This is a genomic window from Streptomyces canarius (assembly GCF_014650735.1).
GTDB lineage: Bacteria > Actinomycetota > Actinomycetes > Streptomycetales > Streptomycetaceae > Streptomyces > Streptomyces olivaceoviridis.
The window spans coordinates 103009-129059 of record NZ_BMVN01000019.1; the positions used below are offsets into that span (position 1 = coordinate 103009).

Sequence of the window (26051 nt, forward strand, 5' to 3'; positions counted from 1 at the left end):
CGGGGAGGAAGCGGGGCGGCATGGACCGCTCCGGCGGGCGCGTGTTCCGGCCGGGGACCGGACGCGTGGATCCGGCCCCGGACACCGATGACACGCGAGGTCACGCCGGGGAGGCTACGCCTGGCCCTCGTACGGCAGCAGCTCCGCCCGCTTCGGCGGGAGGCCGTCGCCGGAGGAGCGGCCGGTCAGGCGCCGGCCTATCCACGGCAGCAGGTGTTGCCGGGCGAACCGGACGTCCGCGACCCGGCGCGTGGCCCAGCCCGGCGGGGCCGTCGCCGCCATCGGCACGTGCCACTCGGTGTCCTCGGCGTCGTACCCGAGCGTCTGCCACACCGCCTCGGCGACCCGGCGGTGTCCCTCCGCCGTCAGATGCAGCCGGTCCACGTCCCACAGCCGCGGGTCGGCCAGCGCGGGCGCCCCGTACAGGTCGACCACCAGGGCGCCGTGCTTCTCGGCCAGCTCGTCCACGCAGGCGAACAGCTCCTCCATGCGCGGCCGGAACCGCTCCAGCACCGGGCCCTGGCGGCCGGGGCTGCGCATCAGCACCAGTTGCTTGCAGGACGGCGCGAGCCGTTCCACGGCCTCGGTGAGCAGGCCCCGGACCCGGCCCATGTCGCACTTGGGGCGCAGGGTGTCGTTCAGCCCGCCGACCAGGGTGACGATGTCGGCGTTCATGGCCGCGGCCACCGGCACCTGCTCGTCGACGATCTGCCCGATCAGCTTCCCGCGCACGGCCAGGTTGGCGTACCGGAACCCGGGCGTGCGGGCCGCCAACCGCGCGGCGAGCACGTCGGCCCAGCCGCGGTAGGAGCCGTCGGGCAGCAGATCCGACATGCCCTCGGTGAAGGAGTCGCCGACCGCGACGAGGCTGGTGTACGGCGGAGGTGTGGGGTTCGTCTGCATGGCGACAGAGATGGTATCCCGAGGCCAATACCTGCCGGTCGGTCGGCCCGCTCCGCCCGTACGGCCCAGCGGCCCCAGGCAGCCGCGGCACCGGCGTGCCCCCGGCCACCGCGGCCGTCCCGTGTCAGTGCCCCCTCACCCCTGCACCGGCTGGCCGAACAGTTCCCGGAGCACGTCCTCCATCGTCACCAGGCCCGCCAGCCGGCCGTCCTCGCCCAGGACGGCTGCCAGGTGGGTGCGGCTGCCGCGCATCGCGGTGAGGACGTCGTCCAGGGGGGTGCTCTCGCGGACGCGGGCGATGGGCCGCATGTCGCCCAGGCGGAACGGCAGGTCCCGCGGCGAGGCGTCCAGCGCGTCCTTGACGTGCAGGTAGCCCACGATCCGGCGGCCGGTGTCGACCACCGGGAAGCGGGAGAACCCGGACTCGGCCGACAGCCGCTCCACCTGCTCCGGCGTGACGCCCACGCGCGCGTAGACGACGCGTTGCAGCGGTACGACCACGTCCCGCACCGGCCGGCTGCCCAGCTCCAGCGCGTCGTGCAACCGCTCCTGCGCCCGGTCGTCGATCAGGCCGGCCTCGCTGGCGTCCTTGACGATCTCGGCCAGCTCGGCGTCCGTGAAGGTCGCCGCGACCTCGTCCTTCGCCTCCACGCGCAGCAGTTTCAGCAGCCCGTTCGCGAAGGCGTTGATCGCGAAGATCACCGGACGCAGCGCCCGGGACAGCGCGACCAGCGGAGGGCCGAGCAGCAGCGCGCTGCGCACCGGTTCGGCGAGCGCGATGTTCTTGGGCACCATCTCGCCCAGCAGCATGTGCAGATAGGTCGCGAGGGTCAGCGCGATCACGAAGGACACGGCGTGACCCGCGCTCGCGGGCACGCCCACCGCGTGGAACACCGGTTCCAGCAGATGCGCGATGGCCGGCTCGGCGACCACGCCCAGGACCAGCGTGCACAGCGTGATGCCGAGCTGGGCTGCGGCCAGCAGCGCGGACACGTGCTCCAGACCCCACAGCACGCTCCGCGCGCGCCGGTCGCCCTCCTGGGCCAGCGGCTCGATCTGCGAGCGGCGCACGGAGATCAGCGCGAACTCGGCGCCGACGAAGAAGGCGTTGACGACGAGGGTCGCCAGACCGATCAGCAGCTGTACGGCGGTCATCGCGTCCCCTCCCGCGTCCCGCGGTGTCCCTCGGTCCCACGGCGTCCTTCGTTCCCGCGGTTCCCTCCGGTCCCGCGGCGCCCCTCGGTCCGGCGCTCCTCGGTGCGATCGGTCCGGTCGGGTCCGACGGGGCGTTCGTCGTCCAGCGGCGCGTGCATCAGCACGCGGGCGGCCCGGCGGCCCGAGGCGTCGACGACGTCCAGCAGCCAGCCGGCCACCTCGACGCTGTCCCCGGCGGCGGGTATCCGGCCCAGCTCGGTGGCGACCAGTCCGGCCAGGGTCTCGTACGGGCCCTCGGGCACGCGCAGTCCCACGCGCGCGAGCTGGTCGGTGCGGGCGGCGCCGTCCGCCGCGTACAGGGCCCGGCCCCGCTCGTCCGCGCCGGCGGGGGCGAGGTCGGGCGTCTCGTGCGGGTCGTGCTCGTCCCGCACCTCGCCGACGACCTCCTCCACGATGTCCTCCAGGGTGGCGACCCCGGCCGTACCGCCGTACTCGTCGATGACGACGGCCATGGTGCGCTTGCCGCCGAGCCGGTCCAGCAGCCGGTCGACGGTCAGGGACTCGGGCACCAGCAGCGGCTCGCGCATCACCTGGGCGACGGTGCGGTGGCGCCGCTGGTCGGCGGGGACGGCCAGCACGTCCTTGATGTGGGCGGTGCCGACGACCGAGTCGAGGCTGCCCCGGTAGACCGGGAACCGGCTCAGGCCGGTCGCCCGGGTGGCGTTGGCCACGTCCTCGCAGGTCGCCTGGGTGTCCAGGGCGACGACCTGGACGCGCGGGGTCATCACGTTCTCGGCGGTGAGGTCGGCCAGGTTCAGCGTCCGGACGAACAGCTCGGCGGTGTCCGCCTCCAGGGCGCCCTCCTTGGCGGAGTGCCGGGCGAGCGCGGCCAGCTCCTGCGGCCCGCGCGCGGAGGCCAGCTCCTCGGCGGGCTCGATGCCGAGCCGGCGCACGAAGCGGTTGGCGGTGTTGTTCAGGTGGGTGATGAAGGGACGGAAGGCGGCGCTGAACAGGCGCTGGGCGTTGCCGACCCGCCTGGCCATGGTCAGGGGCGAGGAGATCGCCCAGTTCTTGGGCACCAGCTCGCCGACGACCATCAGGACCACCGTCGACAGGGCCGTGCCCAGGACCAGCGCGGCCGAGCTCGCCGTGGTCCGTGACAGACCCAATGCCTGGAACGGCCCGGCGAGCAGCTTGGCGATCGACGGCTCGGCGAGCATGCCGACCACCAGGTTGGTGACGGTGATGCCGAGCTGCGCGCCGGACAGCTGGAAGGTCAGGTTCCGTACGGCCTTCAGGGCGCCGGCGGCACCCCGCTCGCCACGCGCGGCGGCCCGCTCCAGCTCGCCGCGTTCCACCGTGGTCAGCGAGAACTCCGCCGCCACGAAGGCGCCACAGGCCAGCGACAGCAGGATCGCCACCAGAAGGAGGAGCACTTCGGTCATCGGGTCACCCCCGTCCCAGGATCGGACAGGGTTCGGGAGAACGCGCGGTATCGCGGACTGGGAGGCTCGCCCATGGGCGGACGCTCACAACCTTTCATAGAGGGCCGAGTGCTCCCTCAAGCGTAAAGGATGAGCAAAGAAGCTTTTCGGTCTCAGTCCGCGAGCGGTTTCACCCAGCGCCGCCAGTGCTCCTGCGGCCCGTACCCGGCCGCACCCCAGGCGTGGTGCGCGGTCGCGTTGCCCACCAGCACCATCGCGTCCGCGCGCCGCCCCCCGAGCCGTACGAACCGCTCCTCGGCGGCGGCCAGCAGCGCCGAGGCGATGCCCTGCCGCCGCCGCTCCGGGTGCACCGCGAGCCGGTACAGATGGCACCGCCAGCCGTCGAAGCCGGCGATCACCGTGCCGACCAGCTCGCCGTCCTGTTCGGCGAGGATCAGGGCCTCCGGGTCGCGGTCGGTCAGCCGCTCCACCCCGGCGCGGTCGTCGCTGATGCTGGTGCCCTCGGCGGCCGTCCTCCAGAACGCGAGGACGGCGTCGAGATCGTCGGACCCGGCGGTACGCAGACGCAGATCAGTCATGCGCTCATCATGATCGGGACCGTTCGCGCACCGCCCCGGATTCCGTCATGCGGACTCCGCGCGCAGCCGATGCATCACCGGCGCGAACGCCTCCATGAAGGGCTCCAGCACGGTCAGGTACGAGAACCCGAACCGCTCCCGCTGGGCCCGCGCCTTCGCCACGACCTCCTCCAGGGGGCCGACCAGCACGAGGGGCAGTGCCAGCACCTGGTCCACGGTCAGGTCGGGCCGCCGCTCCAGCAGCGGCCCCAGCACCGGTTCGGGGTCGTCGGTGACGGCCACGGCCTGGACCAGCAGGTTCAGCTGGGCGGGCGTCGCCCGGTCCGCCGCCAGCGCGCGGTAGCGGGCCACCCGCTCGTCCAGTTCCTCGGCACCCAGCGGATCCAGCGTGCCGGGCGTCCTGCCCGGCCGGGCCCCGGTGAAGGCCGCGATGTCCGCGTGGGCGGCGGTCAGGCGCAGCATCCGGTCGCCGTTGGCACCGATCAGCACCGGCACCCGGGACTGCACGGGCCGCGGCTGGTGTTCCGCGGAACCGAGCAGCCGCCCCAGCTCCGCCACCGTGCGCTCCAGGTGGTCCACCCGCTCGCGCGGGGAGCCGTACGGCAGCCCGGCCGCCTCGTGCTCCGCCTGTACGTATCCGGTGCCGAGGCCGAGTTCGAGCCGGCCGCCGGTCAGCGCGTCGGTGGTCGCCACCTCGCGGGCCAGCAGCGCCGGGTTCCAGAAGCCCGCGTTGAGCACGAACGTGCCGAGCCGTGGCCGTTCGGTCGCCTGTGCCGCCGCGACCAGCGCCGGGAACGGCGCGACCATGCCGAGGTGGTCCGGGACGAGGATCACGTCGTACCCCAGCTCCTCGGCGCGGCGGCACTTGGCGCGCCACTCGTCGGCGGGCGCGGAGGCGAGCAGGTTGACTCCGAAGCGGAACGGAAGCGGCATGAACCCTCCTCGGGCAGCGCTGACTTGAGTCGCTTCCATCATGTCCGACGCCGGCCCGCACCGACCGGGAACAAACACCCCGTGCCCGGGACCGGTCGCGCGCAGGCGGCACGGGCCCGACGCCGTGCTTCCGTGCGCCCTTGCCGCCGCTAGCGTTCCGGCGCTAGCGTCGAGGCATGGCGAAGACCCAGCTGAACGTACGCGTGGACGAGGGCACCGCCCGTGCCGCCCGCGAGCGCGCCCTGGCCCGCGGCATGAGCGTCAACCGCTACATCGAGGAGCTGGTCAGACAGGACACCGGCGAGGCGGGCCGCACCTTCGTCGAGGCAGCCGCCGACTTCATGAAGCAGTACGAGTCCGTTTTCGCCGAGGAGTTCACCGAGACCCGCGGCACCGACGCCGGTGAAGGCCGCCGCTGATCCCTTTGAACGATCTCAGCATCGACCTCGCCTGGCTGCTCATGCTCGCCGAACAGAAGACCCCGGGGGATCCGCAGGTCACCGACTGGGGCGCCCTGGTCGCCGCCGTCGCCCGGCACCGGGCCGAGATATTCGGCGTGCCCGTGTACGACACCCCGCACGCCCGCGCCGCCTCCCTGCTCCAGCTGCTGATCCACGTCCCGGCGCTGGAACGGGCCAACGCACTGTTCGCCTCGGCGGTCGCCTACGGCTATCTGGTCGCCAGCGGCGAGAAGATCGCCACCACACCCGAGCAGGTCCGGGACCTGGCACGGCTGGTCAAGGACGGCTCCGCGAGCGTCGACGACATCGCGCGGGAGCTGCGCGGCTGGAGCCTGTGATCAGCGGGCCTCCGGCTCGTCCGGCCGCCAGGCGACGCCGAGCGCGCAGTAGGAGGTCGGCAGCGCGGGGCCCTTCTCCGGCAGCAGCACCCGTCGGTGCGGGCCGAGGCGGAATCCCGCGGCGCGCAGCGCGGCGACCGGCTCCCGGGAGAGATGACAGCCGCCGTTCAGCGCCGGCCACAGAGTGCGGTCCAGGGCCTGCTGGGTCACCGTCATCAGCCGGCCGCCGCCCCGCCCGTGCTCGAAGAACCGCACCTCGCCGCCGGGCCGGAGCACCCGTCGTACCTCTCCGAGCGTCCGCGCGACATCCCGCACGCTGCACAGGACCAGCGACAGCACGGCCGCGTCGAACGCCTCGCTCTTGACCGGCAGGGCCTCCGCCGCTCCCGGCACCACGTCGACCGCCACCTCGGCGCGCAGCGCGGACTCCAGCGCCATCTGCCCGAGCAGGGGTTCCGGTTCGATCGCGACGACCTCCGCGACGGTGCCGGGGTAGTGCCGGAAGTTCAGCCCGTTGCCCGCGCCGATCTCGATCACCCGCCCGGCCAGCCCGGCGAGCAGCCGTTCCCGCATCGCGGCCATGCCGAGCCGGGACTCGGCGCCGACGCTGATCCGGGCGTAGTAACGGGCGAACAGCGGATGGTGGACGGGACCCCGCGCCACCTGGCCGGAACGGGTGGACCGCAGCCGCATGGCAACCTCCCTGGACAGCACGCCCCTGGGAAGAGTGTCCCCCGGCCCACCCCGGCGCACCCCCACGGAGCAGCCTGCGGCACGCCCGGCCGGGCCACCTGGGCGCCGCCGGCGAGCCGGTACCGCTACGGTGCCTCGCGTACCCGGAACGCCTCCGCGTCCCATGTGCCGTCCAGACGGGGGGACAGCCAGGTCGGGGCCGCTGTGCGGAACTCGGTGGGGGGCAGGGCGCCGGCGCCGGCGGGCAGCGCTCCGAGCAGGGGAGCGGCGGCGACCTCCGGGAGGTCGGCGACGTTGCAGCGGGTGGCGAGATCGGGCGTGGCGGGCCAGCTGCCGATCACCACACCGGCCGGCTCCAGGCCCCGCCGCCGTAGTTCACGCGTCGTGAGCTCCGTCACGTTGAGCGTGCCGAGCCCGGCCTGCGCGACGACCAGCACCGGCGCCCCCAGCAGCCTGGCCGCGTCGGCCAGCGTGCCGCCGGCCGCGTCGAACCGGACGAGCAGCCCGCCCGCACCCTCGACCAGCACCAGATCGTGCTCGGTGGCCAGCTTGGCGGCCCGCTCGGCCACCTCGTGCGGACGCACCGGCGCCGTCCCGGCCCGCCGGGCAGCCGTACCCGGCGCCAACGGCTCGGGAAACCGGGCGAGTTCATCGGTCGTGACCGGGCCGGCGAGGCGCGCGACCTCGTCGGCGTCCCCACGCTCGTCCGGCCCCACGCCCGTCTGGGCGGCCTTCAGCACGGCCACCGAGCGTCCGGCCGCGAGCGCCGCGGCGGCGACGGCGGCGGTGGTGACGGTCTTGCCGATCTCCGTGCCCGTCCCCGTGATCACCAGTACCGGCATGTCATCCCTCCCGCGCGGCGGCGCACACCGCACGCGCGATCCGTGCCACGTCCTCGTCCGAGGTGACGTACGGCGGCATCGTATAGACCAGGTCGCGGAACGGGCGCAGCCACACGCCCGCCCGTACGGCGGCGTCGGTCGCGGCCCTCATGTCCACCGCGTGGTCGAGCTGGACGACCCCGATCGCGCCGAGGACGCGGACGTCCCGCACCCCGGGCAGATCGAGCGCGGGCGCCAGGCCCTCCCGCAGGCCCGTCTCGATCCGCTCGACCTCCGCGAGCCAGTCCTGTCCCCGCAGCAGCTCGATGGAGGCGCAGGCCACGGCCGCGGCCAGCGGGTTGCCCATGAACGTCGGCCCGTGCGCGAGCACCGGCACATCGCCCCGCGAGATGCCGTCGGCGACCCGTGAGGTGCACAGGGTGGCCGCCATCGTCAGATAGCCGCCGGTCAGCGCCTTGCCCACGCACATCACGTCCGGGCTGACGGACGCGTGGTCCGCCGCGAACAGCGCGCCGGTGCGGCCGAAGCCGGTGGCGATCTCGTCGAACACCAGCAGCACGTCGTGCGCGTCGCACGCCTCGCGCAGCACCCGCAGATAGGCGGGGGAGTGGAACCGCATCCCGCCCGCCCCCTGGACCACCGGCTCCACGATCACCGCGGCCAGCTCGTCGGCGTGCCGCGCGATCAGCTCCCGCAGCTGGTCCGCGTACGCCTCCTCGTACCCGGCGGGCGGCGCGTCCGCGAACACCTGTCGGGGCAGCACACCGGTCCACAACTGGTGCATCCCGCCCTCGGGATCGCACACGGACATCGGGTTCCAGGTGTCGCCGTGGTAGCCGCCGCGCCAGGTCAGGAGCCGCTGCTTGCCCGGACGGCCGAGCGAGCGCCAGTACTGGAGGCACATCTTCACCGCGACCTCGACCGACACCGACCCCGAGTCGGCCAGGAAGACGTGCTCCAGACCGTCAGGCGACATGTCGACAAGGAGCTTCGCGAGCCGGACGGCGGGCTCGTGCGTGAGCCCGCCGAACATGACATGGCTCATCCGCCCGAGCTGCTCGCGCACGGCCTCGTCGAGGACCGGGTGGCGGTAGCCGTGGATGGCCGACCACCACGACGACATGCCGTCGACCAGTTCGCCGGCCCCGTCCGCCAGCCGCAGCCGGACCCCGCTCGCCGTCTCCACGACGAGCGGTTCCGCGCGCCCGGGCATCGGGCCGTACGGATGCCACACATGCCGCCGGTCCAGTTCCAGCAGCTGCGGCACGCCGAGCTCAGGCATTGGGCGCGAGGTCCGTCCCGGCGCCCCGGCGGCGGACCGCGACCAGGTCGGTCCGCGGCTCGCCCGCCACCGCCGGCGCCGACCCGCAGACACCGCCGCCCTCGTGGCAGCCCCCGGTGTCCCCGCAGCCCCCGGCCTCCGACCGGTGCTCCGGCAGCGTCACCTGGTCGGTGCCCTCCACCTCGAACCCGGCGTCCGCGATCATCTCCAGGTCGGCCTTGCCGGCCTGGCCCTCGCTGGTCAGGTAGTCGCCGAGGAAGATGGAGTTGGCCAGGTGCAGCGCCAGCGGCTGCATCGTGCGCAGATGGACCTCACGGCCGCCCGCGATCCGGACCTCCACGTCCGGGCAGACGAACCGGACCATCGCGAGGATCCGCAGGCAGCGCTGCGGGGTGAGGTTCCACTCCTTGGCCAGCGGGGTGCCCTCGAACGGGATCAGGAAGTTCACCGGGACCGAGTCCGGGTCCAGCTCACGCAGCGAGAACACCACGTCGACCAGGTCCTCGTCGCTCTCGCCCATGCCCGCGATCAGGCCCGAGCAGGGGGACAGACCGGCCGCGTGCGCCTTCTGCACCGTGTCCACCCGATCGGCGTACGTGTGGGTGGTGGTGATGTCCCCGTACGTGGACTCCGAGGTGTTGAGGTTGTGGTTGTACGCGTCCGCGCCGGCCTCGCGCAGGCGTTCGGCCTGGCCGTCGGAGAGCATGCCGAGGCAGGCGCACACCTCGACGCCCTCGTTCTGCTCCTTGATGGCCTTGATGGTCTCCGAGACCCGGTCCACGTCCCGGTCCGTCGGGCCGCGCCCGCTGGCCACCAGGCAGACCCGCTTGGCGCCGCCCGCGAGGCCCGCCGCGGCGGCCTGCGAGGCCTCGTCCGGCTTGAGCCAGGTGTACTTCAGGATGTCGGCCTTGGAACCGAGCCGCTGGGAGCAGTACGAGCAGTCCTCCGGGCACAGGCCCGACTTGAGGTTCACCAGATAGTTGAGTTTCACCCGGCGCCCGAACCACTGCCGGCGCACCTTGCCGGCCGCGGCCACCACGTCGAGCAGGTCGTCATCGGAGGTGCCCAGCACGGCGAGCGCTTCCTCACGGGTCGGCAGCTCGCGCCGAAGCCCCTTGTCCACCAGCGTGTTCAGCAGGTCCATGGGGCCTGATCCTGTCCTACGGGACCGCCCCGGGCCAAGGAGACTTCACACAACGGAGCAGGTTCACCGTGTGGGTATTGCCACACCCTGGGCGGCTGGTCGTACCGCTAGGGTCTGTCCGCTACCTACAAAAGCACCGGAGGACCCATGGCGTTCGGCTGGATCGACGAACAGGCCGGGGCGCGCCGCCGCGCCGGACTCGTCCGCACCCTGCGTCCCCGTCCCGCCGACACGCCGCTGCTGGATCTGGCGAGCAACGACTACCTGGGTCTGACCCGCCATCCGGAGGTCGTCGAGGGAGCGGCCGAGGCCGCCCGGACCTGGGGCGGCGGCTCCACCGGCTCCCGGCTGGTCACCGGCACCACCGTCCTGCACACCGAACTGGAGCGGGCGCTGGCCGCGTTCTGCGGGTTCGAGGCGGCCCTGGTGTTCTCCTCCGGGTACGCCGCCAACCTCGCCGCGGTCACCGCGCTCGGCCCGCACGGCTCGCTGATCGTGTCCGACGCGGGCAACCACGCCTCCCTCATCGACGGCTGCCGGCTCGCCCGGGGCGGGACACAGGTCGTCGGGCACGCCGATCCGGAGGCCGTGCGCAAGGCCCTGGCCGCGCACGCGGGAGCCGCGATCGCCGTCTCCGACACGGTGTTCTCCGTCGACGGGGACCGGGCACCGCTGACCGCGCTGGCCGAGGCGTGCCGGGAGCACGGCGCGGGACTGGTCGTGGACGACGCGCACGGGCTCGGGGTGCTGGGCGACGGCGGCCGGGGCGCGCCGTACGCGGCCGGGCTCGCGGGCGCCGAGGACGTGGTCGTCACGGCCACCCTGTCCAAGTCGCTGGGCAGCCAGGGCGGGGTGGTGCTCGGCCCGGCCCGGGTGATCGACCACCTGGTCAACGCGGCCCGGACGTTCATCTTCGACACCGGCCTGGCGCCGGCGGCGGCCGGTGCCGCGCTGGCCGCGCTGCGGCTGCTGGAGCGTGAACCCGAACGGGCGGCACGGGCCCGTGAGGTGGCCGCGGAACTGTACGCACGGCTGACCGCCGCGGGTCTGGAAGCGGTGCGTCCGGACGCCGCGGTGGTCTCCGTGCGGGCTCCGTCCCCGGAGCGGGCGGTGCGCTGGGCGGCCGACTGCCGTACGGCAGGCCTGGCCGTGGGCTGTTTCCGTCCTCCCTCCGTGCCCGACGGCATCTCACGGCTGAGGCTGACCGCCCGGGCGGACCTCTCCGGGGCGGAGATCGAACGCGCTGTACGAGTCATCGGCGAAACGCGACCATGAGTCGGCGTACACGGCCGTGTGTCGCACGAGGGTGATGAACGGGTGAGGGGGTCTGGTCAGGGGAAGGCGACCTCTGATCAGAGTGTGGTGACGAACTCCGCCCAGCTGCCGGCGGAGAAGAGCAGCGCGGGTCCGGCGGGGTTCTTCGAGTCGCGCACGGCGAGCAGTCCGGCCGCGGGGCCGGAGCGCGGCCGGGCCGTCTCCACGCAGTTGTTCGCGCCCGTGCTGTAGCTGCTGCGCAGCCAGCGCACGGCGTGCAGGTCGGTACTGGCAGGGACGTTCCGAGGCAGAGCTGACATGGTGCCTCCTTACGCGCCGTCACCTATCCCGGCGATGTAGTCCAACGATTCCTCGGGGGAAAGGGCGTGGAACTGAAGGGTGTTGAAGGCCTCGGAGTAGGCCATGAGGTCTTCTTTCCGCTCCAGATAGAGGCTACTCGTCAACTGGTCGAGAACAACCACGTCCAGATCAGAAGTGCTCGGAAAGGAGAAGATAACGAAAGGCCCGGTGAGTCCGACATGCGCCCCCGCCGCGAACGGCAGCACCTGGAGCCGTACCTGGGGCAGCCGGGCCGCCTCCATCAGCCGTTCGAGTTGCCGGGCCATCACCTCCGGACCGCCGACCTCCCGGCGCAGCACCGCCTCGTCCAGTACGGCGCTCAGCACCAGCGGCGGATCGGAACGCAGCACGTCCTGCCGCGCCAGACGCACCTCCACCAGGGTGTCCAGGCGGTCCTCGTCCAGGTCCTTCACGGCGGCCCGGGTCACCGCGCGGGCGTACTCCGGTGTCTGGAGCAGCCCCGGCACCACGGTCGTCTCCAGGGTGCGCATCGCGCTCGCCTGCGACTCCAGACTGATGAAGTCGCGGTAGGTGGGCGGCAGCACCCCGCGGTAGGCGTGCCACCAGCCGTGCCGGCCGCCCGTGTCCTCCGACCCCGCCAGCATCAGCAGCAACTCGCGCAGATGCGCGTCCCGCACCTGATAGGCGTCGAGCAGTAACCGCAGGTCGGCCGGTTTCACACCGCTGGCGCCGGTCTCGATGCGGCTCACCTTCGACTGGTGCCAGCCGACCAGCCGGGCGGCCTCACCGCTCGTGAGCTCCGCACCGGTACGCAGCATGCGCAGTTCGGCGCCCAGTTTGCGGCGGCGCACTGCCGGACCGTTCTGCATGGGCTCCTCCTTACTCCTTCCGGGCCGCCCATATGCGGTTTCGCGTCGCAGAGTTCACCGCTTCGAGCGACAGATATATGCATATCCCGGTGGATCGCTCCCCGTGACCGCCCGTTGGTGGCAGTCTGGCGAACAAGCACCAGTCCGGGACCGTACTCGAACCCTCCGCCACATGTCGGACCACGGCCCCGTGGGAAAGGGACGACGTCGCCATGGCAGACCACCTGGAAGCATCCGTCACTCTGCCGAGCGATCCGGCCTCGGTCTCGGCCGCCCGCTCCTACGTCGTGGGCACCCTGGCGGAGTGGGGCCTGCCGTCCGACACCGACGTCGCCGACACCGTGCGGCTCATCGTCTCCGAACTCGCCACGAACGCCGTACAGCACACCTTCGGCCAGTCACCCACCTTCACGGTCGACATCGCGCTGCACCATGACGAACACCTGCGCATCGGCGTCACGGACAGCCATCCCCGCTTCCCGAAGAGACTGCCCGCCGCCGTCCAGCAGGACAACGGCCGCGGCATGGTCATCATCCGCTGGCTCGCCGCCGAGTGCGGCGGCAGACTCCGCATCCGCCCCACGCGAGAGGGCGGCAAGACGGTCTCCATCGAACTCCCCTGGACGCTCCCGACGGCCCCGGTACCGGCGGGCCAGCAGGAGCCGTAGCCCCCGGGCAGGGCGGAGGCGTTGTCAGACGGGCTCGGAAGGGGGCGCCCCACGACCGGCGTGGCCGGCCGCGGTCGGCGCCATCATGTCCGGTACGACGGTCACCCTGGCCCGGCACCGGCCGACGCGCACCCCGCGGTTCACCCGGGCGCCGGCGGCCGTCGCCGTGCGCGCCGAGCGGTGCACGCGGCGCGCTACGGTGGCTGGGCGTGGGGCAGCCGGCGGACACCGCCGGCACCAGCGGCGCCGGTGTGGCCCCCGCCTCGGCGAGCGGGGCCCCGATCTCCCGCCGGGGCGGAGGGTACGGCGCCACGCTGATCAGCGGCTGTCCGGAGAGCTCCGCCAGGCGGAAGCCGGGACGAGGTGTCGGCGAACGCGTGCCCCGGGGCGGTCACCAGACCGGTTCCTCCGCCTGGGCCGGTCCCGGCCCGGCCGCCACCGCGGTGCCCCGGGCCGGCCGGTCGTAGTCCACGGCCGAGACGCGTACGCCGGGATGCGCCCGGCGGACCGCGCTCAGCGCGGGCAGCAGCTGCCGACGGCGGCCGGGAAGGTGCCGAGCCGTCACGCCCGGGTGAGCCCGGTCAGCCACGCCAGTTGGTGCCGGGGCCCGCTCCAACTCGGGCTTCGCGTCCTGAGGACGCTTCGAGGGCACACTCGGACGCTGGAGGGAGGCGCGGTCGGGACCGCCCGTCCGTGTCGGCCCCGGGCCGCCCGCGAAGGGTCGCGTGCGGGCGCCGGAGCGGCGCTGGGAGCGGCCCTGCTGCTGGAGCCGCTCCTGGCCCGGAGGCGGGTCAGCTGACCCGGCCGTACCAGACGCTCCTCGTCCAGATCTTCTCCAGCTTCACCACGTCGCCGGTCTTCGGGGCGTGCCAGATCTTGCCGTGACCGGCGTAGATGCCGACGTGGTAGACGTACGAACCCGAGTGGAAGAAGACCAGGTCGCCCGCCTTGCGGCTCCTGGAGGAGATGTGGTGCGTCTTGTTGTACTGCTGGGCGGCGGTGCGCGGCAGCTTCTTGCCGACCTTCTTGTAGGAGTAGAGCGTCAGCCCCGAGCAGTCGAACCGGCGCGGTCCGGTGGCTCCCCAGGCGTAGGGGGCGCCCTTCTTCGAGGCCGCGACCTTGAGCGCTTTCGTCGCCATGGTCGCGGCGGAGGCGTTGGTGGCGAGGCCGGGCACCGCGATCGAGCCGCCCACGGCGGCGAGGGTCAGAGCCGAGGCCGTGCCGGCCCGGGCCATCAGCGACGGGACACGATTGAGCGCAGTCATGCGCAACCCTTCGTCAGCCGCCTGTGAAGGATGACCTGTCGGATTCGGGCTGGCGAAGTTGCCCGGCCGCGTTGCCACGGCTTCACCCCAAGGGTTGCCCGGAGCCGACGACCGTCCGTGTCGTACGGACGAACATCTGTTCCGGCGACCCGTCTTGCTTGGGTCCTCCACTCCTGCCGATCCACTCCGTCGACCGGTCATCCGGGCGGCGGCAGGACTCGGCGTCCGCCCGGATCGCCCCGCCGCGGTGGCGGGGGCTTGTCGTCAGACACGGATCTTGGCTCACAACTGTCGGAAAATCCCAACGGAATCGGGGATTTGTGGCGTTACTCACCACTCACCCGTTCGGATGGACACTGCTCTGTTCGAGCGTCCGTCAGATCCCGGACGTAGCCCCCGACCTGGGGCGAAGCGCCTCCCGGCGGCTCGTGCCGTGGCGCTTGGCGCAACTCGGGAGGCCCGGAAAGCGATCTGGATGTACACCGGTCGGCGGTACGTCGTTCGGGCCGTTTCAAGTCCCGTCCGAACGACGCGTGTCGACGCGCGGGCCCGCCGAGCCGGCGGAGCGTCCGCGTCAGCCGACGCCGTTCGGCGGGAGCGCGACGCGAGCGGCCCGGCGCTCACCGTCCAGCACCCGCAACGCCCGTGCCAGCGTGTCCCCGTGCAGCTCCGTCTCGCCCCGCTGGTGCATCAGCGCGAGCGCGTCCCGCAGCTCTGCCGCCTTGCGCACCAGGGCCTGGGCCGCGCGCAGCCCGCGGTAGGTGTCCCCGGGCCGGGCAGGGTTGATGCGGCCCAGCAGGTCGACGGCCTCCAGGTAACGGTCGATCAACTCACCCTCGGCGCGGGTCAGCGCGGGCAGTGGTGGGAGGTCCGGCAGCACGGGCGGCTCACCTCGCGTCCGGTGCGCCGGGCGTGTCCCGGCGGCTCGGCACGATGCCGTCCACCAGACCGTAGGCGACCGCCCCGGCGGCGTCCAGGATCAGGTCACGCTCCAGGTCCTCGTGGACCTGCCCGGCCGTGCGCCCCGTGTGCCGCGCGAGCATCTCCGCGAGCGTCGCGCGGATCCGGGTCAACTCCTCCGCCTGGATGAGCAGGTCGCTGGGCTGTCCGCGCACCGGCTCGGGCAGCGCGGGCTGCTCGATCACCATGCGGGCGCCGGGCAGGGTGAACCTCTTGCCCGGGGTGCCGGCCGCGAGCAGCACCGCGGCCGAGGCGGAGGCCTGGCCCAGGCAGTAGGTCGCCACGTCGCAGCCGACGTACTGCATCACGTCGTAGATCGCAGCCATGGCGTCGAACGAGCCGCCCGGCGAGTTGACGTACAGCGTGATGTCCCGGTCCGGCGCCGCGTGCTCCAGGTACATCAGCTGGGCCGTCACGTCGTTCGCCGCCGCGGTGTCGACCGGCGTGCCGAGGAAGACGATCCGGTCCTCGAAGAGCTTCGCGTACGGATCGAGGGTGCGTACGGCGCTCCCGGTGCGCTCGGTGAACTCGGGCAGGACATGACGGGCGGACGGTCGGGACATGGACGTACCCCTCCTCATGACGAGACCCCGATGGGCTCGGCTTCTGTAAAAAATGTACAGGATGTACGTGACGTTATGATGGGGGTATGGCCTACGAGATTCCGGTGACGCAAGCCAGGGCTGAACTCGCCGACCTGATCAACCGCGTGGTGTACGGCGGTGAGCGCGTCGTCGTCACCCGGCACGGCAAGCCGCTGGTGGCGCTGGTCTCGGCCGCCGATCTGGAACGGCTCGACGCCCTGGACGAGCCGGCCGAGGAGCAGATCATCAGCTCGGTCTCCGGGGTCCATGAGGCCGGTTCCGCGTCCCGCGAACAGCGGCGCTTCGGGATCGCGGCGGAGCACCGGAGGCCGGGCGCCTCCTGATCACCTCGTCTCCACGGGAGCCCATCGGCCGGTCATGGATCGGCCAAGGTCTGGTTAACGTCGTTGAAACTCCGGCGTTCTAGCCTGCCGATCCATGCCACCAGGGGTTTTTCTGCCCGGGATTGACGAAACTCCGGGGATTTGTCTGTGTGTTACATCTGTCCCCGTCGTGGTGGCCGCGGCAACCGGACCCCGCACGGTCCGGAGCGAGGACTGTGAGGTGGGACGTGCAACTGACCCCGCATGAGCAAGAGAGGCTGCTGATCCATGTGGCGGCCGACGTGGCCGAGAAGCGCAGGGCTCGTGGTCTCCAGCTCAACCACCCGGAAGCGGTCGCCCTCATCACGTCGCACATCCTGGAGGGCGCGCGGGACGGCCGCACCGTCGCCGAACTGATGTCCTCCGGCCGCAAGATCCTGACCAGGGACGATGTGATGGACGGGGTCGCCGAGATGATCCATGACGTCCAGGTCGAGGCCACCTTCCCGGACGGCACCAAGCTCGTCACCGTCCACGAGCCGATCGTCTGAGGGGCCGCGATGATTCCCGGAGAGATCCTGTTCGCGGACGACCCCGTCGTCTGCAACGCGGGCCGCGAGGTCACCCGGCTGACCGTCCTCAACGCCGCCGACCGGCCGGTCCAGGTCGGCTCCCACTACCACTTCGCCGAGGCCAACCCCGGTCTGGAGTTCGACCGCGCCGCCGCCCGCGGCAAGCGGCTGAACGTCGCCGCGGGCACCGCCGTCCGCTTCGAGCCCGGCATCCCCGTGGCGGTCGAACTCGTGCCCCTGACCGGCTCCCGGATCGTGCCGGGGCTGCGCGGGGAGACCGGAGGTGCCCTCGATGCCTGACATCTCCCGCGCCGCCTACGCCGACCTGTTCGGCCCCACCACCGGCGACCGGATCCGGCTCGCCGACACCGACCTGCTCATCGAGATCGAGGAGGACCGCTCCGGCGGCCCCGGAAGCTCCGGGGACGAGGCGGTCTTCGGCGGCGGCAAGGTCATCCGCGAGTCCATGGGCCAGTCCCGCGCCACCCGCGCCGAGGGCACCCCCGACACCGTGATCACCGGCGCCGTCGTCGTCGACCACTGGGGCGTCGTCAAGGCCGACGTCGGCATCCGCGACGGACGGATCACCGCCCTCGGCAAGGCCGGCAACCCGGACACCATGGACGGCGTCCACCCGGGCCTGGTCATCGGTCCCGAGACCGAGATCATCGCCGGCAACGGGCGCATCCTGACCGCCGGCGCCATCGACGCGCACGTCCACTTCATCTGCCCGCAGGTGGCCGACGAGGCGCTGGCCTCCGGCGTCACCACCCTGGTCGGCGGCGGCACCGGACCCGCCGAGGGCTCCAAGGCCACCACGGTCACCCCCGGACCCTGGCACCTGGCCCGGATGCTGGAGGCGATGGAGGCATACCCCGTCAACGTGGGCTTCCTCGGCAAGGGCAACACCGTCAGCCACGAGGCGATGCTCTCCCAGATCCGCGGCGGCGCCGTCGGTCTCAAGCTGCACGAGGACTGGGGCTCCACGCCCGCCGTCATCGACGCGGCGCTCACGGTCGCCGACCGTACCGGCATCCAGGTCGCCATCCACACCGACACCCTGAACGAGGCCGGGTTCGTCGGCGACACCCTCGCCGCCATCGCGGGCCGGGGCATCCACTCGTACCACACCGAGGGCGCCGGCGGCGGCCACGCCCCGGACATCATGACGGTCGTCTCGCAGCCGAACGTCCTGCCCAGCTCCACCAACCCGACCCGGCCCTTCACCGTCAACACGACCGAGGAACACCTCGACATGCTGATGGTGTGCCACCACCTCAACCCGGCCGTCCCCGAGGACCTGGCGTTCGCCGAGTCCCGGATCCGCCCCTCCACCATCGGGGCGGAGGACATCCTCCACGACCTCGGCGCGATCTCGATCATCTCCTCCGACTCACAGGCGATGGGGCGGGTGGGCGAGGTGATCCTGCGCACCTGGCAGACGGCCCACGTCATGAAGCGCCGGCGCGGTGCCCTGCCGGGTGACGGCCGCGCCGACAACCACCGGGTCCGGCGCTATGTCGCCAAGTACACGATCAACCCCGCGCTCGCCCAGGGCCTCGCCGCCGAGATCGGCTCCGTCGAGACCGGCAAGCTCGCCGACCTGGTGCTCTGGGAACCCGCGTTCTTCGGGGTCAAGCCGCTCCTCGTCATCAAGGGCGGGCAGATCGCGTACGCGCAGATGGGCGACGCCAACGCCTCCATCCCCACCCCGCAGCCGATCCTTCCCCGGCCGATGTACGGCGCCATCGGCCGGGCCCCCGCCGCCAACTCCGTCAACTTCGTCGCGGACCTGGCGATCGAGGACGGGCTGCCGGAACGGCTGGGACTCGGCAAGCGGTTCGCGGCGATCGAGTCGACGCGCGCGGTCACCAAGGCCGACATGCGCGAGAACGACGCCCGGCCGGACGTCCGGATCGACCCCGACAGCTTCGCCGTGCACATCGACGGCGAACTCGTCGAGGCCGCCCCGGCCGCCGAACTGCCCATGGCCCAGCGTTACTTCCTCTTCTAGTGTCCAGGGCAGCACTGCTCGTCCTGGCCGACGGCCGGTTCCCCGCCGGAGGGCACGCGCACTCCGGCGGGGCGGAGGCCGCCGTCAAGGCGGGCCGCATCACCGACGCGCCGGGCCTGGAGGAGTTCTGCCGGGGCCGGCTGCACACCTCCGGGCTGGTCGGGGCGGCACTGGCGGCGGCGGCCGTCCTCGGTGCCGACCCGGGTGAGCTGGACGCGGCGGCCGACGCGCGTACGCCGTCCCCGGCCCTGCGGGCCGCCGCGCGACGCCTCGGCCGGCAGTTGCTGCGAGCCGCGCGGGTGACCTGGCCGTCCGCCGAACTGGACGCCGTGGCACGCCGGTTCCCCAAGGGCGCGCATCAGCCCGTCGTGCTCGGTCTCGCCGCCCGGGCGGCCGGGCTCGCACCCGAGGACGCGGCCCACTGCGCGGTGTACGAGAGCGTGAGCGGGCCGGCGACGGCCACCGTGCGGTTGCTGAGCCTCGACCCGTTCGACGCGACCGGGGTCCTCGCCCGGCTGGCCCCCGAACTGGACCGCGTGGCGGACCGTGCCGTGGAGGCGGCGCGGCGGGTGGCCGACGAGGGGGTCGACGCGCTGCCCGCGGCGTCCGCGCCCCTGCTGGAGGTGGGTGCACAGTGGCACGCGGACTGGCCCGTGCGGCTGTTCGCGTCATGAGTCCGCCCACCCGCACACCCGACGCGCTCGGCTGAGAACCGACCGATCACAGGAGCCGTACATGCACCTCGACCACACCCACCCCGCCCCCGCCGCCCTCAGCGCGGACGCGCGCCGCCCCGACGGGACCCGCCGGGCCCTGCGGATCGGGCTCGGCGGCCCGGTCGGGTCGGGCAAGACCGCCACCGTCGCCGCCCTCTGCCGGATGCTGCGCGAGGAGTTGTCCCTCGCCGTCGTCACCAACGACATCTACACCCGCGAGGACGCCGAGTTCCTGCTCCGGGAGGCCGTGCTGCCGCCCGAGCGGATCACCGCCGTCGAGACGGGCGCCTGCCCGCACACCGCGATCCGCGACGACATCTCCGCCAACCTCGAAGCCGTCGAGGACCTGGAGGACGCGGTCGGCCCCCTGGACCTGATCCTCGTCGAGTCCGGCGGCGACAACCTCACCGCCACCTTCTCCAAGGGGCTCGTGGACGCCCAGATCTTCGTGATCGACGTGGCCGGCGGCGACGACATCCCGCGCAAGGGCGGGCCCGGCGTCACCACCGCCGACCTCCTCGTCGTCAACAAGACCGACCTCGCCCCGCACGTCGGCTCCGACCTCGCCCGGATGGCCGCCGACGCCAAGGCACAGCGGGCGGAACTCCCCGTCGTCTTCCAGTCGTTGCGCGGCCAGACCGGTGTCGCCGACGTGGCCGCCTGGGTCCGGGAGCGGCTCGCCGCATGGACGGCGTGACCGTCACCGGGGTCCGGGGGAGCGCCCGGATCGTCGCCCGCGCCGACGGCCGCGGCGGTACGGCCCTGCCCGTCCTGGACGGCGAGGGCCCACTGGCGCCGCGCCGCACCCGGTCGGCCGGAGCCGAGGCGAGGGTCATGGTCGTCGGCGCCATGAGCGGGCCGCTCGGCGGTGACCGCTTCACGCTGGCCGCACGGGTGGAGGAGGGCGCCCGGCTGCACGTGGGGTCGGCCGCCGCCACCCTCGCCCTGCCGGGCCAGGCCAAGGGCGAGGCCCGGTACGACGTCCGGCTCGACGTGGCCGCCGGTGCCGAACTGCACTGGCTCCCTGAGCAGTTGATCTCCGCGGGCGGCAGCGACCTGCGCGTCACCACCCGGGCCGACCTCGCCGCCGGCGCCCGGTTCGTGCTGCGCGAGGAGCAGGTGCTGGGGCGGGCCGGGGAACCGCCCGGACGCCTCACCAGCCGGCTCACCGTGCGGGTCGCGGGCCGGACCGTGCTGGACCAGGAGCTGGCCTGCGGTCCCGGCGCGCCGGGCGGCTGGGACGGGCCGGCCGTGCTGTCGGGGCTTCGCGCGGTGGGGCAACTCGTCGTCGTACGACCGGAATTCGCCGAGGCTCCGGTGGCCGCGCGGATGCTGGGGGAGTGTGCCTCGCTGGTGCCCCTGGCGGGCCCCGCCGCCCTCGTCACCGCCGTCGCGCCGGACGCCCTGCTCCTGCGCGGACTCCTGGACGAGGCACTGGCCGGGCTCGGCTGAAGCATCCGGGCCGTCCGGGGAACCGAACATGATCATCCGGTTATCGGATTGGTAAAGATAGGCGGCGCCCCCTGTTCCCAGCCTCCTCACAGCCGAGAGGATCCCCGCCTGACAACCCACAGCGAGGTACGGGGAGGGGCCCACTTGAGGGAGAACAGACCGAAGAGCCGCCTGATGGCACTCGGTTCCGCTGGAGCACTCGTCACCGCCACCCTGATCGCCGGCGCGGTCTCGGCTCCCGCGGCCGGTGCCGCCGGCCGGCCCGCGCAGGACCGGGAGGCCAAGGGCGTCGAGATCGCCGCCGCCCGAGCCGCCAAGGCGGGCGTCAACTGGCAGGACTGTCCGACCGACTGGGGGCTGGAGAAGCCCATCCAGTGCGGCTGGGTCAGCGTGCCGCTCGACTACGCCCACCCCTACGGCAAGCAGATCAAGCTCGCCGTGGACCGCATCGGCAACACCGGCACCAAGAAGGAGCGCCAGGGCGCGCTGGTCTACAACCCGGGCGGCCCCGGCGGCTCCGGTCTGCGCTTCCCGCGCCGGGTCACCACGAAGGCCCCGGTCTGGGCGAACGTGGCCAAGGCCTACGACTTCGTCGGCTTCGACCCGCGCGGCGTCGGCCACTCGGCGCCCATCTCCTGCATCGACCCGCAGGAGTTCGTCAAGGCACCCAAGATGGACCCGGTGCCCGACAGCGAGGCCGACAAGACCGCTCAGCGCAAGCTGGCCCGTGAGTACGCGGAGGGCTGCGCCGAACACAGCGGCGCGATGCTGCCGCACATGACCACGCCGAACACCGCCCGCGACCTCGACGTCATCCGCGCCGCGCTGGGCGAGAAGAAGCTCAACTACCTCGGCGTCTCCTACGGCACCTACCTCGGCGCCGTCTACGGCACGCTCTTCCCGGGCCACGTCCGCCGCATGATCGTGGACAGCGTGGTCAACCCCTCCCGCGAGAAGATCTGGTACGAGGCCAACCTCGACCAGGACGTCGCCTTCGAGGGCCGCTGGAAGGACTGGCAGGACTGGGTCGCCGCCAACGACGCCGCCTTCCACCTCGGCACCACCCGCGCCGCCGTCCAGGACAAGTGGCTCCAGCTGCGCGCCACCGCCAAGAAGAACCCGATCGGCGGGGTCGTCGGTCCGGCCGAGCTGATCTCCTTCTTCCAGGGCGCGCCGTACTACGACTCCTCGTGGGTGCCGGTCGCCACCGTGTTCAGCAAGTACTTCGCCGGTGACACCCAGGCGCTGGTCAACGCCGCCGCCCCCGACCTGTCGGACACGGCCGGCAACATCAGTGCGGAGAACGGCAACGCCGTCTACACGGCCGTCGAGTGCGCCGACGCCAAGTGGCCCACCAGCTGGCAGAAGTGGAACCGGGACAACACCCGGCTCAACAGGGACTATCCGTTTTTGACCTGGGCCAATGCCTGGATGAACCTGCCCTGTGCCACATGGCCGGGCAAGCAGCACACCCCGGTCGAGGTCACGACGCACCTGGGGCTGCCGAAGGTGCTGATCGTGCAGTCCACGCGTGACGCCGCCACTCCGTACGCGGGCGCCGTCGAACTGCACAAGCGCTTCAAGGGCTCCCGCCTGATCACCGAGAAGAACGCGGGCTCCCACGGCGTGACCGGCCTGGTCAACCCCTGCGTCAACCAGCGCGTCGACGCCTACCTGCTCGACGGCACGCTGGACGGCAAGGACGTGACCTGCGCGCCGCACGCCACGCCCAAGCCGTGACCGTACCGGCACGGTGACGAGGGGCGGCCGGACATCCCGGCCGCCCCTCGCCCATGCGGCCCCCCGGCCGCCCCTTTCCCGTACGGCCGCTAAGCCGTGCACCAGGCGTCCTCCGCCGCGTAGTCGAACAGGTCCGGGTAGGCCTGGGCGAGCAGCGGAAACGCCTCGCGCCAGTCCCGGCCGTGCAGCGCCCGGGTCAGCCACTCCACCGTCTCCGGCAGGCTCTCGGCGTACGACACCACCGGCCGGTAGCCCAGCTCCCGCTCGGCGGCCGACATGTCGCACACCACGGGCCGCGGCACCGACCACGGCGTCTGACCCACCGAACCGGCCGGCGGCCCGTCGAGGTGCGCGGTCCGGGTCTCCACCCCCATCACGGCGTCGATCGCGGCACCGATCCCGGCGACCGTCGGTGCCTGACCGTCACAGGCGTTGAGCACCCGGGAGCCCGGCCGGGCCGCCGCCAGCCGCACCAGTTCGGCGATGTTCCGGGCACTCGCCGGATGGAACCGGCTCTCGCCCCGGTACGCCAGCACCCGGTCGCGCCGCCCGTCCAGGTTCCGCCGCACGAAGTACAGCTCGCGCGGCAGCGGACTGTACGGTCCGTGCACCGCGCCCGCCCGCAGTACGGTGACCGGCACCCCGGCGCCGCGAGCGAGGAGTTCCCGCTCCAGTGCGGCCTTGCGGGTGCTGTAGGTGGCCTCGCCCGGAGCGACCGTCGGCTGGGTCTCGGGGACCGGTACCGGGTAGTCGGGGAAGCCGTCCGGCTCGCCCATCGTGTCGAAGCCCCGCCCCGCGCCGTCCTCGTACACGGACACACTGGAGATCACCACCGCCGAGCCGATCCGCCCCGCGAGCCCCGTCACCTGCCGGGCGTGCCCGGCGTCGTAGGCGACCACGTCGACCAGCAGGTCGCAGCCGTCGCCCACCACCGCGGCCAGGCCCGTGTCGTCGGCGCGGTCCAGCCGTACCGTCCGCACCCCCTCGTCCCATGCCGCGTCCCGGGCGCCGCCGCGCGAGGCGGCCGTCACCGCCCATCCGTCCCGCGCCAGCGCCTCCACCACCGGACGCCCGATCTGCCCGCCCGCCCCGATCACCACAGCTGTCTTCATACGGCGAGCCTAGGCATCCGGCCCCGGCCCGCTGCCCTCCTTCTGCCGACGGCAGAGGTCAACTGAGCGGCGCGCGCGGGAACCTGCGCTTCGCGTTCTGCTCCGCCGCCTGCCGTTCCTTGACGACGGCCGCGTACTCGTCGACGTACTCCTGCCCGGACAGCGCCAGGATGGAGTAGACGATCTCGTCGGTGACCGCCCGCAGCACGGCCTTCTCGTGCTCCATGCCGGCATAGCGCGAGAAGTCCAGGGGCTCGCCGAAGCGGATGGTCACCGGGTGGATCCTGGGGACGACCTTCCCGGGCGGCTGTGCCTCGAACGTGCCGATCATCGCGCACGGCACCACCGGGACGCCTGCCGTGAGGGCCATCACGGCCACCCCGACCTTGCCCTTGTAGAGCCTGCCGTCATGCGAACGGGTGCCCTCCGGGTAGATGCCGAGCAGTTCCCCCCTGCGCAGCACGCCGAGCCCTTCACGGATCGCGGCCTGCCCCGCCTCCTTGCCCGAGCGGTCCACCGGGATCTGCCCCGCGCTGCGGAAGAAGAACGCGGTGAGCCGGCCCTTCACCCCGGGGCCGGTGAAGTACTCCGCCTTGGCGAGGAAGGTGATGCGGCGCTTCAGTATCGCCGGCATCAGGAAGTGGTCGGAGAACGACAGGTGGTTCCCGGCGATGATCGCCGGCCCCGACGCGGGCACGTGCTCCAGGCCTTCGATCCGGGGCCGGAAGACCACTCTGAGCAGCGGGCCCAGGACCACGTACTTGAGCAGGTAGTAGAACACGGCTCGCTCCTCACTCGTCAGCCCGGGGGCACGGCCATGGGCTGATGTGCACCTGCCGTCATCTGTAGCCATGTTCGGAAGGTCTTATGCTGACCCTTTGCCGAGTTAGCTGATGGTCAGTCAGGGAGCGGGCGTGCGCGGGGCCGCTGCCCGTGCTGTCGCGCGGTTGCTTCTCGAACCGACGGTGGGCATGGGATCGCCGAGAGTTCCCGCTTCCGTTTTCACGATTGTCAGCTCGTGTTTGTTGTCTGGGTGGCGCGGTTGGCGTGCGTATGCACCGCTTCCTGCTCACATTCCGCTTCTGGTTCCGCGCTGACCGTCGTGGTCATGGCGGTGGCGGTCATCTGGCCCGGGGCTCTGCCGCCGGACGTGCAGATGATGACGACGGTGTCAGCGCTGTCGGATCGCAGTGCGTCGCCCTTCGTGAAAGTCCGCTTCGCCGGCTGACGTACCGGCCAAGCCGTTCAACTCGTGCCCTGACCACAGCAGGCCGTAGACGGGCCGGGCCAGCGCTGAGAAGGAGTCGCGGACACCCCGGGACATCTGCGTCGCACGACCGACCGGGGCCGGGACGGCCGGACGGGGGAGTACGTCGTGTTCGACGGACCCATCGTCTCGTGAAAGCCGTGACATGTGGCTGCGAATATTGCTCCGAGCCACCCACCTCGTGCAACGTTCTCCCTGTGGGCGCCATCGGCTGACCAGCGTGGAGCCGGCCCAGCGGGTCGGGCTGACCACCGGGCCGTGATCGCCCCCGCTGTCGTGGGCCGGTCCGTCGAGGTGCTGATCGACCTCAGTCCGGAAGTGGAGGACGCGGAGACCGTCGAGCGGTTCGAGGAAACCCCGGCGCGGGCCGAGGAGGTACGGGAGCTGCCTACCGCAGACGAGAAACAGCGGCAAGGAGCGCTCAGTCGTCCCGGCTCTTTGTAGGCAACAGCCGGGACAGTTCGGGGCGGATCCGCTTGGCGAGGTATGCGTGGCCGGCGTTCGTGGGGTGGACACCATCGCTTCCGATGAACCGGTGAGCGGATCCGGTGAACCACCCGCGGCGCACTGCGGACAGGTAGGGCAGGCTGAGCTTCTCCGCCGCGGCCGATACCGCCTCGTCGATCGGATGTGAGCCGATCGGTCGCCGGAACGAGTAGATCGGCCCGGATACGCGCGTGGGGCAGCCCTGCACGCAGACGGCGCAGGGTGTCCACGGCGGCGGCCCGGGTTTTCGCCGGGCTGGTGTCGTTGCGGGAGCCCTCGACCACGACCACGTCCGGCTTCGTGGCAATGGCCTGCTTCACCCGCTGTGCGTACGGCCGTCCGCCTTCTTGTCAGCCACCGGTGGTGTAGCCGGTGCCACCCTTGCCGTCGAGAACCAGTGTCAGTCCCAGCTGTTCAGCGACCAGCGAGGGCCAGCCGTACGGTCCTTTACCGCCCTGGTCGCTGCCGCCGGCGATGCTGTCGCCAAGGACGTACAACCTCAATCGTGGGGTGGCGGCTTCGGCTTGAATATTGGCGCCCGCGGCCAGGAGGGCGCACAGCAAGCTGACTAGCACCATCGCGCGGCCTGTTCGCCGGACTGCACACATGCCCATGCCTCAGAAGCTAATGGAGCTGACGGAGATGTCACCAATGGACTGGTCCGAACAGAACAT

The 26051-nt window shown here is 72.4% G+C and carries 31 protein-coding genes and 1 riboswitch; of the genes, 13 read left to right on the plus strand and 18 right to left on the minus strand.

Going from position 1 to position 26051, the window contains the following annotated elements; all coding sequences use genetic code 11:
- Nucleotides 1-114: 114 nt before the first annotated feature.
- The 5 genes from IE294_RS25615 to IE294_RS25635 all read right to left on the minus strand — a co-directional run bounded on the left by IE294_RS25615 (nucleotide 115) and on the right by IE294_RS25635 (nucleotide 5014).
- Nucleotides 115-903, minus strand: a complete 789-nt coding sequence (locus IE294_RS25615; RefSeq protein WP_189889893.1) for an SGNH/GDSL hydrolase family protein — start codon at nucleotides 901-903, stop codon at nucleotides 115-117.
- A gap of 135 nt (nucleotides 904-1038) precedes the next feature.
- Nucleotides 1039-2058, minus strand: a complete 1020-nt coding sequence (locus tag IE294_RS25620) for a hemolysin family protein (RefSeq protein WP_189889895.1) — start codon at nucleotides 2056-2058, stop codon at nucleotides 1039-1041.
- Nucleotides 2055-3503 (minus strand): hemolysin family protein, encoded by a 1449-nt coding sequence (locus tag IE294_RS25625; RefSeq protein WP_189889897.1) that lies wholly within the window; start codon nucleotides 3501-3503, stop codon nucleotides 2055-2057. The genes IE294_RS25620 and IE294_RS25625 overlap by 4 nt, the downstream gene beginning before the upstream one ends.
- A gap of 152 nt (nucleotides 3504-3655) precedes the next feature.
- Nucleotides 3656-4081 carry a GNAT family N-acetyltransferase gene (locus IE294_RS25630; protein ID WP_189889899.1) on the minus strand — a complete coding sequence of 142 codons (426 nt, stop codon included), beginning with the start codon at nucleotides 4079-4081 and terminating at the stop codon, nucleotides 3656-3658.
- A 45-nt stretch (nucleotides 4082-4126) separates the two neighbouring features.
- Nucleotides 4127-5014 carry an LLM class F420-dependent oxidoreductase gene (locus IE294_RS25635; protein WP_189889901.1) on the minus strand — a complete coding sequence of 296 codons (888 nt, stop codon included), beginning with the start codon at nucleotides 5012-5014 and terminating at the stop codon, nucleotides 4127-4129.
- Between the two features lie 176 nt (nucleotides 5015-5190).
- Between IE294_RS25635 and IE294_RS25640 the strand changes: the two genes are divergently transcribed.
- A complete protein-coding gene (locus tag IE294_RS25640) occupies nucleotides 5191-5433 on the plus strand; it encodes a toxin-antitoxin system HicB family antitoxin (RefSeq protein ID WP_189817279.1) in 243 nt (80 codons plus the stop codon).
- Between the two features lie 5 nt (nucleotides 5434-5438).
- Nucleotides 5439-5813, plus strand: a complete 375-nt coding sequence (locus IE294_RS25645) for a fic family toxin-antitoxin system, toxin component (protein ID WP_189889903.1) — start codon at nucleotides 5439-5441, stop codon at nucleotides 5811-5813.
- Here the strand turns inward: IE294_RS25645 and IE294_RS25650 are convergent, their stop codons facing one another.
- From IE294_RS25650 to bioB, 4 genes are all read right to left on the minus strand, one after another.
- A complete protein-coding gene (locus tag IE294_RS25650) occupies nucleotides 5814-6506 on the minus strand; it encodes a class I SAM-dependent methyltransferase (protein WP_189889905.1) in 693 nt (230 codons plus the stop codon). It lies immediately after the preceding gene.
- Nucleotides 6507-6631: 125 nt separating this feature from the next.
- Nucleotides 6632-7348, minus strand: a complete 717-nt coding sequence (gene bioD, locus IE294_RS25655) for a dethiobiotin synthase (protein WP_189889907.1) — start codon at nucleotides 7346-7348, stop codon at nucleotides 6632-6634.
- A 1-nt stretch (nucleotide 7349) separates the two neighbouring features.
- On the minus strand, nucleotides 7350-8630 hold the full coding sequence (locus IE294_RS25660) for an adenosylmethionine--8-amino-7-oxononanoate transaminase (protein ID WP_189889909.1): 1281 nt from the start codon (nucleotides 8628-8630) through the stop codon (nucleotides 7350-7352).
- Nucleotides 8623-9774 (minus strand): biotin synthase BioB, encoded by a 1152-nt coding sequence (gene bioB, locus IE294_RS25665; RefSeq protein ID WP_189889910.1) that lies wholly within the window; start codon nucleotides 9772-9774, stop codon nucleotides 8623-8625. Before bioB ends, IE294_RS25660 begins: the two co-directional genes overlap by 8 nt.
- A 147-nt stretch (nucleotides 9775-9921) precedes the next feature.
- On the opposite strand from bioB, the gene IE294_RS25670 reads away from it, so the two are divergent.
- Nucleotides 9922-11049 (plus strand): 8-amino-7-oxononanoate synthase, encoded by a 1128-nt coding sequence (locus IE294_RS25670; protein ID WP_189889912.1) that lies wholly within the window; start codon nucleotides 9922-9924, stop codon nucleotides 11047-11049.
- Between the two features lie 77 nt (nucleotides 11050-11126).
- Here IE294_RS25670 and IE294_RS25675 read toward each other — a convergent pair whose 3' ends face one another.
- Together IE294_RS25675 and IE294_RS25680 are read right to left on the minus strand one after the other, a co-directional pair.
- Entirely contained in the window at nucleotides 11127-11348 is a 222-nt protein-coding gene (locus tag IE294_RS25675) for a DUF397 domain-containing protein (RefSeq protein ID WP_189817272.1), read from the minus strand.
- 9 nt (nucleotides 11349-11357) lie between these two features.
- Nucleotides 11358-12218: a helix-turn-helix domain-containing protein gene (locus tag IE294_RS25680; RefSeq protein ID WP_189889914.1), complete on the minus strand. Its 861-nt coding sequence runs from the start codon at nucleotides 12216-12218 to the stop codon at nucleotides 11358-11360.
- A gap of 212 nt (nucleotides 12219-12430) precedes the next feature.
- Here IE294_RS25680 and IE294_RS25685 point away from each other — a divergent pair, with 212 nt between their 5' ends.
- A complete protein-coding gene (locus IE294_RS25685; RefSeq protein WP_189889916.1) occupies nucleotides 12431-12886 on the plus strand; it encodes an ATP-binding protein in 456 nt (151 codons plus the stop codon).
- Nucleotides 12887-13277: 391 nt separating this feature from the next.
- On the opposite strand, the gene IE294_RS25690 is transcribed toward IE294_RS25685, so the two are convergent.
- The 4 genes from IE294_RS25690 to IE294_RS25705 form a co-directional block, all read right to left on the minus strand.
- Nucleotides 13278-13451: a hypothetical protein gene (locus IE294_RS25690; protein WP_189889918.1), complete on the minus strand. Its 174-nt coding sequence runs from the start codon at nucleotides 13449-13451 to the stop codon at nucleotides 13278-13280.
- Nucleotides 13452-13677: 226 nt separating this feature from the next.
- The gene (locus IE294_RS25695; RefSeq protein WP_189889920.1) at nucleotides 13678-14151 is read right to left on the minus strand and encodes a C40 family peptidase; all 474 of its coding nucleotides are present in this window, start codon (nucleotides 14149-14151) and stop codon (nucleotides 13678-13680) included.
- A gap of 3 nt (nucleotides 14152-14154) precedes the next feature.
- Nucleotides 14155-14353, minus strand: a riboswitch (cyclic di-AMP (ydaO/yuaA leader).
- A 372-nt stretch (nucleotides 14354-14725) separates the two neighbouring features.
- The gene (locus IE294_RS25700) at nucleotides 14726-15031 is read right to left on the minus strand and encodes a hypothetical protein (RefSeq protein WP_189889922.1); all 306 of its coding nucleotides are present in this window, start codon (nucleotides 15029-15031) and stop codon (nucleotides 14726-14728) included.
- A gap of 7 nt (nucleotides 15032-15038) precedes the next feature.
- Complete coding sequence (locus IE294_RS25705; RefSeq protein WP_189817268.1) at nucleotides 15039-15674, minus strand: ATP-dependent Clp protease proteolytic subunit; 636 nt, start codon at nucleotides 15672-15674, stop codon at nucleotides 15039-15041.
- Nucleotides 15675-15760: 86 nt separating this feature from the next.
- Between IE294_RS25705 and IE294_RS25710 the strand changes: the two genes are divergently transcribed.
- From IE294_RS25710 to IE294_RS25745, 8 genes are all read left to right on the plus strand, one after another.
- The gene (locus IE294_RS25710) at nucleotides 15761-16039 is read left to right on the plus strand and encodes a type II toxin-antitoxin system Phd/YefM family antitoxin (protein ID WP_189889924.1); all 279 of its coding nucleotides are present in this window, start codon (nucleotides 15761-15763) and stop codon (nucleotides 16037-16039) included.
- Nucleotides 16040-16266: 227 nt separating this feature from the next.
- On the plus strand, nucleotides 16267-16569 hold the full coding sequence (locus IE294_RS25715) for an urease subunit gamma (protein WP_189889926.1): 303 nt from the start codon (nucleotides 16267-16269) through the stop codon (nucleotides 16567-16569).
- A 9-nt stretch (nucleotides 16570-16578) separates the two neighbouring features.
- Nucleotides 16579-16890 carry an urease subunit beta gene (locus tag IE294_RS25720; RefSeq protein WP_189889928.1) on the plus strand — a complete coding sequence of 104 codons (312 nt, stop codon included), beginning with the start codon at nucleotides 16579-16581 and terminating at the stop codon, nucleotides 16888-16890.
- Nucleotides 16883-18604: an urease subunit alpha gene (locus IE294_RS25725; RefSeq protein ID WP_189889930.1), complete on the plus strand. Its 1722-nt coding sequence runs from the start codon at nucleotides 16883-16885 to the stop codon at nucleotides 18602-18604. The genes IE294_RS25720 and IE294_RS25725 overlap by 8 nt, the downstream gene beginning before the upstream one ends.
- Nucleotides 18604-19278, plus strand: coding sequence for an urease accessory protein UreF (locus IE294_RS25730; protein ID WP_189889932.1), 675 nt, complete (start codon nucleotides 18604-18606; stop codon nucleotides 19276-19278). Before IE294_RS25725 ends, IE294_RS25730 begins: the two co-directional genes overlap by 1 nt.
- Nucleotides 19279-19339: 61 nt before the next feature.
- Nucleotides 19340-20017, plus strand: coding sequence for an urease accessory protein UreG (ureG, locus tag IE294_RS25735; protein ID WP_189889934.1), 678 nt, complete (start codon nucleotides 19340-19342; stop codon nucleotides 20015-20017).
- The gene (locus tag IE294_RS25740) at nucleotides 20005-20772 is read left to right on the plus strand and encodes an urease accessory protein UreD (protein ID WP_189889936.1); all 768 of its coding nucleotides are present in this window, start codon (nucleotides 20005-20007) and stop codon (nucleotides 20770-20772) included. Before ureG ends, IE294_RS25740 begins: the two co-directional genes overlap by 13 nt.
- Nucleotides 20773-20946: 174 nt before the next feature.
- Nucleotides 20947-22512 (plus strand): alpha/beta hydrolase, encoded by a 1566-nt coding sequence (locus tag IE294_RS25745; protein ID WP_189889938.1) that lies wholly within the window; start codon nucleotides 20947-20949, stop codon nucleotides 22510-22512.
- Nucleotides 22513-22601: 89 nt separating this feature from the next.
- Here the strand turns inward: IE294_RS25745 and IE294_RS25750 are convergent, their stop codons facing one another.
- Nucleotides 22602-23624 (minus strand): NAD-dependent epimerase/dehydratase family protein, encoded by a 1023-nt coding sequence (locus IE294_RS25750; protein ID WP_229917343.1) that lies wholly within the window; start codon nucleotides 23622-23624, stop codon nucleotides 22602-22604.
- Nucleotides 23625-23682: 58 nt separating this feature from the next.
- Nucleotides 23683-24405, minus strand: a complete 723-nt coding sequence (locus IE294_RS25755) for a lysophospholipid acyltransferase family protein (RefSeq protein ID WP_189889940.1) — start codon at nucleotides 24403-24405, stop codon at nucleotides 23683-23685.
- A 744-nt stretch (nucleotides 24406-25149) separates the two neighbouring features.
- On the opposite strand from IE294_RS25755, the gene IE294_RS25760 reads away from it, so the two are divergent.
- A complete protein-coding gene (locus IE294_RS25760; protein WP_189889942.1) occupies nucleotides 25150-25335 on the plus strand; it encodes a hypothetical protein in 186 nt (61 codons plus the stop codon).
- A 392-nt stretch (nucleotides 25336-25727) separates the two neighbouring features.
- Here IE294_RS25760 and IE294_RS25765 read toward each other — a convergent pair whose 3' ends face one another.
- Nucleotides 25728-25955 carry a hypothetical protein gene (locus tag IE294_RS25765; RefSeq protein WP_189889944.1) on the minus strand — a complete coding sequence of 76 codons (228 nt, stop codon included), beginning with the start codon at nucleotides 25953-25955 and terminating at the stop codon, nucleotides 25728-25730.
- Between the last annotated feature and the right edge of the window lie 96 nt (nucleotides 25956-26051).

Bases quoted from the DNA above. Each gene is read 5' to 3' on its own strand.
- IE294_RS25615 (WP_189889893.1), bottom strand. From the start codon at position 903: ATGCAGACGAACCCCACACCTCCGCCGTACACCAGCCTCGTCGCGGTC.
- IE294_RS25620 (WP_189889895.1), bottom strand. From the start codon at position 2,058: ATGACCGCCGTACAGCTGCTGATCGGTCTGGCGACCCTCGTCGTCAAC.
- IE294_RS25625 (WP_189889897.1), bottom strand. From the start codon at position 3,503: ATGACCGAAGTGCTCCTCCTTCTGGTGGCGATCCTGCTGTCGCTGGCC.
- IE294_RS25630 (WP_189889899.1), bottom strand. From the start codon at position 4,081: ATGACTGATCTGCGTCTGCGTACCGCCGGGTCCGACGATCTCGACGCC.
- IE294_RS25635 (WP_189889901.1), bottom strand. From the start codon at position 5,014: ATGCCGCTTCCGTTCCGCTTCGGAGTCAACCTGCTCGCCTCCGCGCCC.
- IE294_RS25640 (WP_189817279.1), top strand. From the start codon at position 5,191: ATGGCGAAGACCCAGCTGAACGTACGCGTGGACGAGGGCACCGCCCGT.
- IE294_RS25650 (WP_189889905.1), bottom strand. From the start codon at position 6,506: ATGCGGCTGCGGTCCACCCGTTCCGGCCAGGTGGCGCGGGGTCCCGTC.
- bioD (WP_189889907.1), bottom strand. From the start codon at position 7,348: ATGCCGGTACTGGTGATCACGGGGACGGGCACGGAGATCGGCAAGACC.
- IE294_RS25660 (WP_189889909.1), bottom strand. From the start codon at position 8,630: ATGCCTGAGCTCGGCGTGCCGCAGCTGCTGGAACTGGACCGGCGGCAT.
- bioB (WP_189889910.1), bottom strand. From the start codon at position 9,774: ATGGACCTGCTGAACACGCTGGTGGACAAGGGGCTTCGGCGCGAGCTG.
- IE294_RS25670 (WP_189889912.1), top strand. From the start codon at position 9,922: ATGGCGTTCGGCTGGATCGACGAACAGGCCGGGGCGCGCCGCCGCGCC.
- IE294_RS25675 (WP_189817272.1), bottom strand. From the start codon at position 11,348: ATGTCAGCTCTGCCTCGGAACGTCCCTGCCAGTACCGACCTGCACGCC.
- IE294_RS25680 (WP_189889914.1), bottom strand. From the start codon at position 12,218: ATGCAGAACGGTCCGGCAGTGCGCCGCCGCAAACTGGGCGCCGAACTG.
- IE294_RS25685 (WP_189889916.1), top strand. From the start codon at position 12,431: ATGGCAGACCACCTGGAAGCATCCGTCACTCTGCCGAGCGATCCGGCC.
- IE294_RS25695 (WP_189889920.1), bottom strand. From the start codon at position 14,151: ATGACTGCGCTCAATCGTGTCCCGTCGCTGATGGCCCGGGCCGGCACG.
- IE294_RS25705 (WP_189817268.1), bottom strand. From the start codon at position 15,674: ATGTCCCGACCGTCCGCCCGTCATGTCCTGCCCGAGTTCACCGAGCGC.
- IE294_RS25710 (WP_189889924.1), top strand. From the start codon at position 15,761: ATGGCCTACGAGATTCCGGTGACGCAAGCCAGGGCTGAACTCGCCGAC.
- IE294_RS25720 (WP_189889928.1), top strand. From the start codon at position 16,579: ATGATTCCCGGAGAGATCCTGTTCGCGGACGACCCCGTCGTCTGCAAC.
- IE294_RS25725 (WP_189889930.1), top strand. From the start codon at position 16,883: ATGCCTGACATCTCCCGCGCCGCCTACGCCGACCTGTTCGGCCCCACC.
- ureG (WP_189889934.1), top strand. From the start codon at position 19,340: ATGCACCTCGACCACACCCACCCCGCCCCCGCCGCCCTCAGCGCGGAC.
- IE294_RS25740 (WP_189889936.1), top strand. From the start codon at position 20,005: ATGGACGGCGTGACCGTCACCGGGGTCCGGGGGAGCGCCCGGATCGTC.
- IE294_RS25745 (WP_189889938.1), top strand. From the start codon at position 20,947: ATGGCACTCGGTTCCGCTGGAGCACTCGTCACCGCCACCCTGATCGCC.
- IE294_RS25750 (WP_229917343.1), bottom strand. From the start codon at position 23,624: ATGAAGACAGCTGTGGTGATCGGGGCGGGCGGGCAGATCGGGCGTCCG.
- IE294_RS25765 (WP_189889944.1), bottom strand. From the start codon at position 25,955: ATGGTGCTAGTCAGCTTGCTGTGCGCCCTCCTGGCCGCGGGCGCCAAT.